The organism is Rhizobium sp. GCM10022189 (assembly GCF_042656325.1).
In the GTDB taxonomy this organism is placed as follows: Bacteria; Pseudomonadota; Alphaproteobacteria; order Rhizobiales; family Rhizobiaceae; genus Rhizobium.
Genome location: NZ_JBHSOR010000029.1, coordinates 120,009 through 131,039, shown reverse-complemented (window position 1 = coordinate 131,039; position 11,031 = coordinate 120,009). Strand labels below are relative to the sequence as shown.

Annotated in this window: 11 protein-coding genes and 1 pseudogene; 7 read left to right on the top strand and 5 right to left on the bottom strand. The window is 60.8% G+C overall.

Annotated elements, in window-relative coordinates:
- Nucleotides 1–447 precede the first annotated feature (447 nt).
- Nucleotides 448–1,983, bottom strand: a complete 1,536-nt coding sequence (locus tag ACFPWW_RS12960) for a sensor histidine kinase (protein WP_377311942.1) — start codon at nt 1,981–1,983, stop codon at nt 448–450.
- A gap of 282 nt (nt 1,984–2,265) precedes the next feature.
- On the opposite strand from ACFPWW_RS12960, the gene ACFPWW_RS12955 reads away from it, so the two are divergent.
- The 7 genes from ACFPWW_RS12955 (at nt 2,266) to ACFPWW_RS12925 (ending at nt 8,355) form a co-directional block, all read left to right on the top strand.
- Nucleotides 2,266–2,475, top strand: a complete 210-nt coding sequence (locus ACFPWW_RS12955; protein ID WP_112569150.1) for a hypothetical protein — start codon at nt 2,266–2,268, stop codon at nt 2,473–2,475.
- 206 nt (nt 2,476–2,681) lie between these two features.
- The gene (hutW, locus tag ACFPWW_RS12950; RefSeq protein ID WP_377311940.1) at nt 2,682–4,037 is read left to right on the top strand and encodes a heme anaerobic degradation radical SAM methyltransferase ChuW/HutW; all 1,356 of its coding nucleotides are present in this window, start codon (nt 2,682–2,684) and stop codon (nt 4,035–4,037) included.
- A gap of 31 nt (nt 4,038–4,068) precedes the next feature.
- Nucleotides 4,069–4,602: a heme utilization cystosolic carrier protein HutX gene (hutX, locus tag ACFPWW_RS12945; protein ID WP_377311938.1), complete on the top strand. Its 534-nt coding sequence runs from the start codon at nt 4,069–4,071 to the stop codon at nt 4,600–4,602.
- A 1-nt stretch (nt 4,603) separates the two neighbouring features.
- Entirely contained in the window at nt 4,604–5,278 is a 675-nt protein-coding gene (locus ACFPWW_RS12940) for an SDR family oxidoreductase (RefSeq protein ID WP_377311937.1), read from the top strand.
- A 9-nt stretch (nt 5,279–5,287) separates the two neighbouring features.
- Entirely contained in the window at nt 5,288–5,668 is a 381-nt protein-coding gene (locus tag ACFPWW_RS12935; RefSeq protein WP_377311935.1) for a hypothetical protein, read from the top strand.
- 114 nt (nt 5,669–5,782) lie between these two features.
- Complete coding sequence (locus tag ACFPWW_RS12930) at nt 5,783–7,900, top strand: TonB-dependent receptor plug domain-containing protein (protein ID WP_377311934.1); 2,118 nt, start codon at nt 5,783–5,785, stop codon at nt 7,898–7,900.
- A 161-nt stretch (nt 7,901–8,061) separates the two neighbouring features.
- Nucleotides 8,062–8,355, top strand: a complete 294-nt coding sequence (locus ACFPWW_RS12925; RefSeq protein ID WP_112704391.1) for a GCG_CRPN prefix-to-repeats domain-containing protein — start codon at nt 8,062–8,064, stop codon at nt 8,353–8,355.
- A gap of 83 nt (nt 8,356–8,438) precedes the next feature.
- Here ACFPWW_RS12925 and ACFPWW_RS12920 read toward each other — a convergent pair whose 3' ends face one another.
- From ACFPWW_RS12920 to ACFPWW_RS12905, 4 genes and pseudogenes are all read right to left on the bottom strand, one after another.
- Entirely contained in the window at nt 8,439–8,837 is a 399-nt protein-coding gene (locus tag ACFPWW_RS12920; RefSeq protein ID WP_377311932.1) for a VOC family protein, read from the bottom strand.
- A gap of 2 nt (nt 8,838–8,839) precedes the next feature.
- Nucleotides 8,840–9,610 (bottom strand): FadR/GntR family transcriptional regulator, encoded by a 771-nt coding sequence (locus ACFPWW_RS12915; protein WP_112569066.1) that lies wholly within the window; start codon nt 9,608–9,610, stop codon nt 8,840–8,842.
- A 61-nt stretch (nt 9,611–9,671) separates the two neighbouring features.
- Nucleotides 9,672–10,766, bottom strand: a complete 1,095-nt coding sequence (locus ACFPWW_RS12910) for a Gfo/Idh/MocA family protein (RefSeq protein ID WP_112569065.1) — start codon at nt 10,764–10,766, stop codon at nt 9,672–9,674.
- A 12-nt stretch (nt 10,767–10,778) separates the two neighbouring features.
- Nucleotides 10,779–11,031, bottom strand: a pseudogene (locus ACFPWW_RS12905) (gfo/Idh/MocA family oxidoreductase); the annotation flags it as partial.

Here is an 11,031-nt window from a genome sequence, read left to right as displayed (position 1 = left end):
GCCGCCAGTGTCGCCGCCCGCCCGCGAATGTCGTCGTCGAGAGCGGCTTGCTGCTCCTTGATAAAGAACCTTCCCATCAGCGCCGCCAGTATGATGACCGGAATAAGCGACGCCATGATGAGAAGGAGCGCTGGCCGGGTTTTGTTCAACGGACACTCCGGGTGTGTTCTTCGAGCCCTATCAAATAATCCAGAGCAGGAAACTTGCAATGCCAAGCTGCGAAGAGACGGAGCTTTCCCCCTAAAGATAAGCGGCGGCCGCAGCGCCGGTATCGCAAGTCGAATTGCGAATGGATATGTTTCGACCGTCCGGCCGCCCCGGCAGGAACCGCGCCACCGTCCTCCGGGTCACCGTAGACCTGCGATCCGTGGACGTGAGTCGCAGATCAGGCGCGTTGACCGCCGCTGCCGATGCGCCGCACCGAGCCCGCGCGCCGAGACAAGGGCATCATCGTGCAGCAATGGACAACAGGGCGGTGAAGACGGTGCCCTGCGCCCGCTCGGTACCATAGGTTCCATCCATCTGGCCGACGAAGGATTTGATCAGCCTGCTTCCCATGCCGGTTTCTGTTGCAACCGGCTCATATCCGACACCGTCATCGGCCACTTCGAGCAATACCTTGCCGCCGGGATGCTTGAGCAGCCTGATACGGATATGTCCGTCGGCGCGGTCGACAAAGGCGTATTTCATGCTGTTGGTCAGAAGCTCGTTCAACAGCAACGCGAATGGCGTGGCCTTGTCCGCATCGATCCTGATATCGTCGATCTCGAAAGTCAGCCCGATGTCGCGGTCATGCAGTCCGACCAGCGTGCGGACCAGGCTTGGCACGAACTGTCGTGCGGTCACGCTGCTGAACTGATCGAAGCCGTACATCTGTTCATGCACCGCCGACATGGCGACGATCCGCTCGTTCACCCTCTGGACCGTCTCCGGCCGCAGGCCCTGCAGCCGGATGAGCGCCATCACGGTCTGCAGATTGTTTTTCACCCGGTGATGAATTTCCCGCATCAGCACCTGATTGGTTCGCAGCGCCTCCGCAAGTTCAGCGGTATGGCGCGCGTCCGCACGCGCAAGTCTCAATATCTTCAAGCCGCCGAACACGGCCGCGCAAAGCGCCAGAAGAACGATCAGCGCGGCAATCGACACATCGGTCCAGAAGGGCTCCAGGATGGCCGCGGTGTCGGCCGATGCGAGAGCGACGAACGGCGTCCGCTCCACGATGCGATATGCGACCAGTCGCTCGACATGGTCGAGCGGGGAGGCAGACATATAGGAACCCGACGTCGCCTTGCGCATATAGTCGGTAAACAGGACATTGTTGCCGAGATCGACGACCTCCTTCGGCTCGGGATATGCGGCGATCAGCTTTCCGTCACGTCTCAGGAAACTCACCGTCGAGCCCGGCCCGAGCGAGGCAGCGTCCCAGATCGACCGCAGCATCCCGACGTCGAATGCCAGGATCGCGACCGCTTCGAACCTGTCGTTCCGCTCGATGCGCGCAGCCGAGAGGAAGACATGACGATCCGTGTTGCGCATGACGGTCATTGCCGACGTATGGTCCTCTGCGCCATTGGCCAGGCGACGAAAATAGGTCTGGTCGACAATGTCGGCGGGGCTGCTTTCTCGGTCGGTCGAATAGAGCAGCGTACCGTCCGCCGCGACCACATAGGCGGTCGCCGTGGTCGGCAGTTCCGCTGTCGCGGCGTTGAACCTTCGAATGCGCTCCCCGCTCGGCAAGGTCTCCGCCGTTCCGAAGGCATCGTCCATGCGGTGCAGGGTCTGGCGCGCCAGGGAATTGATCCAGATCGCGTTGGCGGCAACGATCTTGGCGGTGGCCGTGACCTGATCCTCTCCACGCCTGGCGGCGGATATGTAGCTCGAATGCAGCCAGAAGCCCAAGACGAGCGAGAGCGCAAGGAACATTGCCACGATAGCGGCAATGGCAGCCCTGCCGACAATCGTGAAGCCTTTCGTGAGGCCCATCGAATCCCCATGAATTTAACAGGTAGCACTGTCGGATAGCATGCTATCAGAGTCAAGGATAGGTTGCAGCCGCCTCATCGCCTGCCCCCTCCGCCGCCCGGATTCAGGACCTCGGCACACGCTTGCCGAGCGGTTTGCTAGGGAATCCGCCATGATCCGGATCAGGCGCGGTTCCGCGGGACATGTCGTTCCCGGTTGGAAGAGCATGGCTGACATTGCTGCCTTTCGGCAAGAACTGTGGTAGTCTTGGAAATATTGTTGTCCTTGGGTGGGAGGCAGTTGATGGTCGCGCGAAGGGATATGACAAGCGACGAATGGAAGTGGCTTGTGCGGCTGTGCCAGCACGAAGCGGATAGCGTTCCCAAGGCAATCGAAGCGAGGTTGGTCGAACTCGGGCTGTCCGGGCCGGACGGCCTCTCCCGCGAAGCGCGAGACCTGGTTCAGCATGAACTGCTGAGCGAGCGGCGGAACCGGCTGCAAGGCCTTCATTGAGAATCGATCGGACGCGAAGCCTGCTCCCCTGAGCCGACCCTTCTCCTGACCATTGATAGTCGCAATCAGTGATTGCATCCCTTACATCTCGATTTAAAACATGACTACAAGAATCAAGTTATGTTTGATGTGGAGCAAATAAGTCATGTTTTGTTTGTTCTAGCGTCCGCAGCCACAGGGAACAGGCATGGGAGTGCCGATTTCGGATGGCATTGCAGACGGAAATTGCGCGTTACTTCGCGAACGAAAACAGTCAGTCTTCCCTGCGTGACGCCTTTTCGCGTCGCAGCGCCGTCATGCCGTTTCGGGGCAGACAACGCGTGCCGGATGACGAAATACAGTCACGCTGGTCGCTGTTGCTCACTCAGGACGCCCTGCCCAAAAAGCGGCTGGTCTATGTACATGTGCCGTTCTGCGCCAACCATTGCCTCTTTTGCGGGTTCTATCGCAATGCTTATGTGCCCGATGCGGGCGCCAGCTATGTCGATCTCATCATCGGAGAGATTGAGAAGGAAGCCTCGGCCGCAGCGGTCCGTGAACGGCCGGTTCATGCCGTCTATATCGGCGGCGGCACTCCGACGGCGCTCCGCGCCGACGAACTGTTCCGCCTCCTATGTGCCATAAAGACGAGGCTGCCGCTCGCTGCCGATTGCGAGATCACCGTAGAAGGCCGCATCATCCATTTCGATCCTGAAAAGATCGACGCCTGCCTGGAGGCCGGGGCAAACCGGTTCTCCATCGGTGTCCAGAGTTTCGACACCGATGTGCGCCGCCGTCAGGGGCGGCGCTCCTCACGACAGGAAGCCATAACATTTCTGGAAAATCTGGGCGGTCGCGACCGTGCGGCCGTGGTGATCGACCTGATTTACGGCCTGCCCGGCCAAACGCTTGATATATGGCAGCAGGATCTGGAAACGGCCACGGCCCTCGGTGCCGACGGCATCGATCTCTACGGGTTGAACGTCATTCCGGGCACGCCGCTTTTTACGGCGCTGGCAGCGGGCAAGTTTTCCGATGCCTCCGAGCTGCGGCAGCTCGGAGATTTCTATCTTGCCGGTGACAAGCTGATGCAGCGGAAGAACTGGCGTCGCCTCTCCAACAACCATTGGGGCCGAACCACGCGTGAGAGGAACCTCTATAATCTGCTGATCAAGGAGGGCGCGGACTGCCTGGCCTATGGCGCCGGCGCCGGAGGCACCCTGGGCGCCTACAGCTACGGGCTGACCGGCGAATTGGAGCGATATGGCGAACAGGTCCGCGCCGGCGGCAAGCCGATAGCCATGCTGACCGTATCGGATTCGCTGCAGCAGGCCCGCGACGCGGTCACGGCAGGTTTTGAAGTCGGCCGCCTGGATCTGCGGTCCCTGGATGCGATCACGGGCCAGGAGATCAGCCTCATATTCAGCCCCCTTCTCGGTCAATGGCAGAAGGCCGGGCTTCTCACCGTAGCGGACGGCATCGTCGAACTCACCGTGGCCGGACGCTTCTGGTACGGCAACCTTATCTCCGCTTTCCAGAGCATTTTGAACGACAGGCTGCATCCGTCGCAGGACGCGGCATGAGCGGCACCCCGTATGAAAGGAAACAATTCTGATGCAGCAGCTCCCAATTTCCGAGAAAGTCGAACTCATCCGGCAAGCCATCGCGGCCAAGCCGGATGGAATTCTCGAAGCCCTGGCGACCGAATATCACGTGCCGGTGCAAACCGTTGTCGAATGCCTGCCCGCCGATGGTCTCACGCGCATTGACGGGCAGCATTTCGTCGCAGTTCTGACCGATATTGCGCAATGGGGCGATATTACCTTCATTTGCCATTCGAAGGATGCCATCGTGGAATTCTGCGGCCCGCTGCCGGAAGGCAAGATCGGGCATGGCATGTACAATCTTCAGGGAGGAAGGTCGGGCCTTTCAGGGCACCTGCGCCCGGAAAACTGCAAGGCCATCTTTCTTGTCCGCCGTCCGTTCATGGGCATGAAGACGCTTTCGGTGCAGTTCTTCAACGCGGATGGCGAGACCATTTTCAAGATCTACGTCGGGCGCGACGAAAAGCGCGCGCTCAAAAGCGACCAGGTGGAACGTTTCGAAAGACTGGCCGCCCTGTCTGCAAACACCGCCGGAAATGCCTGACATGCGGCCGTTGCTGATTTTTGGCGCGAGCAAGGGCGTCGGACTGGAACTTGCGCGACAGGAGCGCTCCTGCGGCAGGACGGTTTTCGCCCTGGTTCGCGAGCAATCCGATGCCGGAGGGATAGGAACGGCAGGGGCGATCGTCTTGCGCGGCGATGCGCTGAAAGCTGCGGATATCGCACATGTGTTTGAACATGTGCGGGAAGAATGCGATGTCGTCTCGACCCTCGGCGGACAGTCGGCAGATGGCCGACGCGCCGATGACGAGGGCAATGTCAATGTCATTGCCGAAGCGGAAAGGACAGGTCGCGTCAGCCGGTTTGTCCTTGTCACTTCCATCGGCTGCGGAGAGATGGCGCCATTCCGCTCCGACCGGGCGATTGCCGCCTTCGGAGCGGTGGTCGATGCCAAGACCAGGGCAGAGGAGAGGCTGCGCACATCCGGCATGCCATGGACGATCATCCGACCAGGCGGGCTGTTGTCCGAACCGGCGACCGGCAGGGGCATACTTTCCGACGATCCCGAAATCCATGGTTTCATTCACCGGCAGGATGTCGCCGATCTGGTTTCCCGCGCGCTGCGCGATCCAGCCACGATCGGGCAGGCATTGGCGGCGGTCGATGCCGGGCGCATGACCTGCGTGCGTGCCGTGCGGCCCTTCCCGATTCTGGCCTGAGGAAACAGCATGCAGACAGCCATTGTCATGATCATCCTGACCGTGCTCCCCGGCGGCGATATTTCCTCGAGTTTCGTCAACATCGATACGCGGGACGAGTGCCAGACACGCCTTCAGCGCATCGAGCCGATCCTTCGCAACGGTAAGATCGAGGTGAAGGAGGCAGGGTGTTTCCGCGGCGAGGCGCAGTTCGACGACTTCGACCACGCTCCGCCAGGGGATGCGCCTCGTTTCAGCTATCTGGTCAGCCTCCAGGCTGACCGGGCCGATGTGAGGGAAATGGAAAGCCCCGAGGCCTGCCGTGACGCGTTGCCCCGGCAATCGCCGCAGCACGGCCTCCGGCACTATTGCACGCTTTCAACTCAAGGTCCGAAAACGACCGGCAACTGACCACGTCGCCGCGCCGAGAGGGGAAAACCGTCGCGGTCCGCGGGCACAATCTAAAACGGAGAAATATTGATGAGAGTCTTGGGGGCGCGGGGATCACTCCCCGCGGGCGCTGGTTTGCGCCGTTTTCTGGCTGCCGCATTGCTGGTGTCGGTTGCTCCGGCAAGCCCGCGTTCCGCCTTCGCGCAGGAAGGGACGACGACCTGGCTGGATACGATCACGATCGCAGGCACGCGCACGGAACTCGCCGTTCGCGACAATCCCCGGTCGGTCACGGTTATCGACAGCGAGGATATCGAGCGCCAGGCCCCGGAGGGCCTTGCCGAAATGCTCCGCGACGTGCCGGGCGTGGAAATCGCCGACGATTCCGTTGCCGGCATGAAGCGGCTGCGTATTCGCGGCGAAAGCTCCCGGCGAGTGACGATACTTGTCGACGGCCAGGAGATTACCGACCACAGCACCTACGGGACGCCTTTGCTTGTCGACCCGGCAACCGTCGAACGCATCGAGATCGTGCGCGGCCCCTCCTCCGTATTGTATGGCGCCAAGGCCATTGGCGGCGTCGTCAATATCATTACCAAGAAGGGAGCGAACAAACCGGTGCAGCTCGAGACCGGCGGCAGCTACTATACCGGCTCGAAGGGATGGCAGAGCTGGGCGGCAATTTCCGGCAGCAAGGCCGGCTTCGACTACCGGCTCTCGGGCACCGTGGATCGCCACGGCAACCGCGTCGTGCCGAAGGGCACATATTCATCGACCGGCGAATTGGATGATACATCCTTCAACGACCGGAACCTTTACGCGCACCTTGGCTATCGGTTCGGTGAAGACGACAACCATTATCTTGCGCTGAAACTCGAGCAATATCATCTGGAAAGTGAGGGCTGGCCGGGGGAACTGTCCGACTCCATTCAGAAATTCAAGATCGACCTTCCCAAACGCGACAGACGCAAGGTTGGCCTCTTCTACGACGGCGACGACATCAACGAAACCGTGCGCAAGATTCACGTCGATCTCTACTACCAGACCATCGACCGGCTGTTTGAAAATGACGTTCTGACGACGGCTGGCCCCAATCGAACCGTCGGGGTCGTATCGACATCCGACGATCGTATCATCGACTACGGCGCGAATGCGCAAATCGATCTCGATCTTTGGGACGGGCATCGCACGATCGTCGGCGCTCAATACCTGTCCGACAATCTCACGACCCGAAAAACCACAAGAACAACGATGACGGGCTTTGCACCCTTCCCCGTCACGACCTCCTCTTTCTCACGAGACAAGGCGCATATCGATACTTTTTCCCTCTATGGGCAGGACGAATGGGGCCTGACGGACAACCTCAAGCTGACGTCCGGCCTGAGGCTCTATCACACCCGGACAGGACTGGATGAGACGACGGTGGCGGACCGGGCAGATTTCAAGGGGACGAACGATACCCAGCTGCTCTCCTCCCTGGGGCTGAGCTGGGCGGCCCTTGAGACGACCACACTGCGCGCCAGCTATTCGGAAGGTTACATAACCCCAACCCTGTTGCAGCTGTTCAGTTCCACGACCGCCGGCGGGCAGGGAACGACATATGGCAACCCCGATCTCGGTCCGGAATTTGCCCGCAACTTCGAAGTCGGCGCCCGCTATGAGGACGGTGGTTTGACCTTCGATGCCGCTGCCTTCTACTCCCGGGCGAAGGACTATATCACCACGACGCGGTGCGTAACCGTCACAACCTATTGCCTGACAACCGGGACGTCGTCTTCGCCGTCATCCATCTACGTCAATGCCGACAGCGCCTCCACGTTCGGGCTGGAGTTCCTGGCCGAATACGATCTGGCTGGAACGGGTTTTTCGCCCTATGTGAGCGGCACCTGGATTCGCCGAAAGCTGGAATATTCGAGTTTCTCCACCTACGACAGCGACACGCCCGCCCTGTCCGGCCGCATTGGCGTCAAATATGAAGGCGAGTGGCAGGATATGCCGTTCTGGGCCGATCTGTTCATGCGCGGATCTGTTGCCACAAAACAAACCTATCTGAGCGGCAGCGGCATCGTTACCGACGAACTGCCGGGTTGGGGCACGCTGAATTTTGCCTTTGGCGGCAGTCATGGCGAAGATGAGCGGCTCAGCTTCTCCGTGCAGGTCAACAATATCCTGGACAAGGACTACAGGCCGACATTCGGGGAACTGCCGGCTGTCGGGCGAAGCATCGAGCTTAGCGCACGCATGACGTTCTGATGCCTCCGCCCGGGCCAAGGCGCGCGCCGGAGCCGTCCGGTTTGATTTGTTCGGCAGAAAGCGCGCGACTAGCAGATGAAGCTGTATCTCAGGTGAACGGCGTTTTCAGCGCCGGTTCAGCGGGGCAGGTGCTAAATCCCCCGGCAATCGGAGAAACGAACATGCGAAAACTTCTAGTCACCGCGGCCCTCCTCGCAGCCGGAATAACCGCTGGAGCCGCGAATGCAGCACCTGTCGGCAACATTGCGGTGCCGGCAGCCTCGAACGTCGTAACGGTCGATTTTGCATGTGGCCGCGGTTATCACCTGAGCCCCCGCGGCTTCTGCCGGCCCAATCGGTGGGCACCCCCGCCACCGCGCTATTACGGTTGGCATCGCGGCTACGGTTGGGACCGTCCGCATTACGGCTGGCGCGAATACAGACGCCACGATCGCTGGAATCGCGACTGGCGGTAGTCACCCTTCAGCGGACAGCCGAGGTTGGCAAAGCCGCCCCGGCGGGCGGCACGCCTTCCTCTTTTCTGCCGGTGATGAGCGCTTCAGTTCGCTCGCTCGGCAAGTTCGATGAGGATGCCGTCGGGATCGCGTACGAACGCTACCTTGTGCAGTATCTCGCGATTGATGGCGAGGCGCGGCGGCTCCTTGAGCTCGACGCCGGCCCTCTTCAGCGTTGCGAAGGTCTCGTCGATATTCTCGAACAGGAACGTCAGATGCCTGAGCCCGGCAGCACCTTCCGGGACGTCGACGGCCCGCGCGGCACCGCCGACGGGCGCGAAGATTTCCAGCATCGCGCCACCGGCATCGAGGAAGGCGATATCGGAGCCATCGGACCCGGTCTTGCGCAAGTGCAGGCGCAGGCCGAGAAGCGTGCAGTAGAATTCGATGGCACGGTCCATATCGCTGACCGTCATGCCAATGTGCTCGAAGGCTTTCAGCATTTTCAGAGGCCCTTCTTTTCGTCGAGCTGCATAATGTCCGGAGAAAACCGGCCGCGCTCGTATGCGTCCATCAACTCGTTGCTCACATTGCGTATATGTCGGGCCATGGCCTTGTAGGCGGCGTCCGGGTTGCGCAGGCGAAGAGCAGTCAGGACGGCGTGATGGTCGCCGATCCACAGCGGGCGCACGCTCGGTGCGTGAATATGTTCGTGCAGTTTGCGCCACATCACGGATTCGTCCCTCTGCGCCCAGAGAGCCTCGACAATCGAGACGATAATGGCATTGCCGGTCATCCGCGCGATCGTCATGTGGAAGTCGCGGTCGCCCTTTTCCTTGAGCAGCATGACATTGGTCTCCTGCTCCATCTGGGCAATGCATTCTTCGAGCACGAGGATATCGTAATTCGTCGCCCGTTCCGCAGCCATGGCGGCCGCGCTCGACTCGACCGCGAGCCGCGCCTCCAGCAGCTCGAACGGACCTGGGCCGATATCGGCGCTGATCTTGTCGAAATTGCTCGGGACGTTTCTTGCCGGCAGCACCACGATGCCCGCCCGGCCCTTGACCTCGACGATACCGCGCATCTCAAGCGCAATGACGGCCTCGCGCACGACGGGCCGGCTGACCTGGAGCTCCTCCGCCAACTCCCGCTCGGAGGGCATGCGCCACTCCGGATTTGCGGCGTTCGCCTCGATCATGCGGGCGATGCGTCGGGCAACGATCTGGTACAGACGCTGTTCACCCTGAACTCGGAAGCCTTGTGCGGCGAACTCCATTCACTCTCTCCTTGTCTGCGCCGCCCGCTCGAGCGACGCGACTTTGCGATGGCCTATTCTATCAGGCGTTGGCGGCCAGGCGCTGCTCCTCTTCAGGAAGCCAGGAACGATACAGCGGATGGTCCGCCGCAATGGGCATCGGCGTCGGCCGGCCGGTGCGCTGCGAATAATAAGCAGCCGTCACCAGTTCGAGCGAGTTGCGTGCGTCCTGCAGCGTGACCGGCGGATCCCTGTCTTCCATAAGCGCTTGATGGAACAGCTCGAACTGGCGCGTATAGCCATCTTCCTTCGGCTGGTAGCCGGCTAGCACGTCATCCACCGCCTTCTGATGTTCCTCCGTACCGGCGGTGAAGGTCCAGGGGTCGCGGCCCATCGTGTAGGGCTCCAGAATGCTTTCGGCGACGAGATCGCTGAAGCAGAAACGCAGCCTTGAGATTTCCTTGCGCGAGCCGAGCGTCATCGACAGCGTGGCGAGCGAGCCGTTCTGCATTTTCACGGCAAGCGCCATCGTATCCTCGACCTCGATCCTGTTGAGGAGCGTGGCGCCATAGGCAAAGACCTCGGCGCAGGCGCCGTGGACGTAATTCAGCATATCATGCGCGTGGATCGCATGGCCGAGCAGGCCACCGCCAAGCTCCGTCGCCCATTTGCCGCGCCACGGAACCTCGTAATAGGCGGGGCCGCGCCACCAATGGGTCTCGATCGTCGTCATGAACGGCCGGCCGGTGAGGCCGCGCTCGATAAGCAGTTTCAGTTTCTGCAGGCCGCTTCCATAGCGGTACTGGAAGATCGGCATCAGCTTCTTGCCGGAGCGGGCGACGATGCGGCTCATCTCGTCGACGTCGGCGATGGAGCCGAAGAGCGGCTTTTCGCAGATCACATGCTTGCCGCTTTCGATCGCCTTCTTGCACAGGGCAAAATGCGAATCCGGCGGCGTCGACACGTCGATGATGTCGAGATCGTCACGCGCGAAAAGCTCTTCGACATTCTGGGTATATTGCGCAATGCCGTGCTTGGCGCAGAGTTCGCGGCCGCGATCTTCGTCCAGAGAGCAAAGTACGGGGACTTCGAAAAGGTCTTTGTTCCAGTCGTAGCCGATCAGGTGACGGGCGGCGATGCCCGCACCGACGACGCCGACACGCAATTTCTTCGTCATATATTCTCCTCCTTACCGTCCGCCGAGCCTGGCGGCCTTCGTCTGTGCCTCGAGCGAGAGGCGGCAGACCTCATAGACATGGTTCTGCGTCATTGCGGTTTCGGAGCGGTCGCGCACGTCGGCGGCGAACGCCTCGAAATAGTCGAGCTTCTCATCGCTGCAGTCGATATGCGTCATCTCCTTGCCGTTGACGAGGAAGAGATGATCCTTGCCCGGCCGGCCGGCAATATCGATATATTTGCGCAGCTCGATATATCCCTCGGTC

Bases quoted from the DNA above. Each gene is read 5' to 3' on its own strand.
- ACFPWW_RS12940 (WP_377311937.1), top strand. From the start codon at position 4,604: ATGCGGCCGTTGCTGATTTTTGGCGCGAGCAAGGGCGTCGGACTGGAA.
- ACFPWW_RS12925 (WP_112704391.1), top strand. From the start codon at position 8,062: ATGCGAAAACTTCTAGTCACCGCGGCCCTCCTCGCAGCCGGAATAACC.
- ACFPWW_RS12910 (WP_112569065.1), bottom strand. From the start codon at position 10,766: ATGACGAAGAAATTGCGTGTCGGCGTCGTCGGTGCGGGCATCGCCGCC.
- ACFPWW_RS12915 (WP_112569066.1), bottom strand. From the start codon at position 9,610: ATGGAGTTCGCCGCACAAGGCTTCCGAGTTCAGGGTGAACAGCGTCTG.
- ACFPWW_RS12955 (WP_112569150.1), top strand. From the start codon at position 2,266: ATGGTCGCGCGAAGGGATATGACAAGCGACGAATGGAAGTGGCTTGTG.
- hutW (WP_377311940.1), top strand. From the start codon at position 2,682: ATGGCATTGCAGACGGAAATTGCGCGTTACTTCGCGAACGAAAACAGT.
- hutX (WP_377311938.1), top strand. From the start codon at position 4,069: ATGCAGCAGCTCCCAATTTCCGAGAAAGTCGAACTCATCCGGCAAGCC.
- ACFPWW_RS12960 (WP_377311942.1), bottom strand. From the start codon at position 1,983: ATGGGCCTCACGAAAGGCTTCACGATTGTCGGCAGGGCTGCCATTGCC.
- ACFPWW_RS12935 (WP_377311935.1), top strand. From the start codon at position 5,288: ATGCAGACAGCCATTGTCATGATCATCCTGACCGTGCTCCCCGGCGGC.
- ACFPWW_RS12920 (WP_377311932.1), bottom strand. From the start codon at position 8,837: ATGCTGAAAGCCTTCGAGCACATTGGCATGACGGTCAGCGATATGGAC.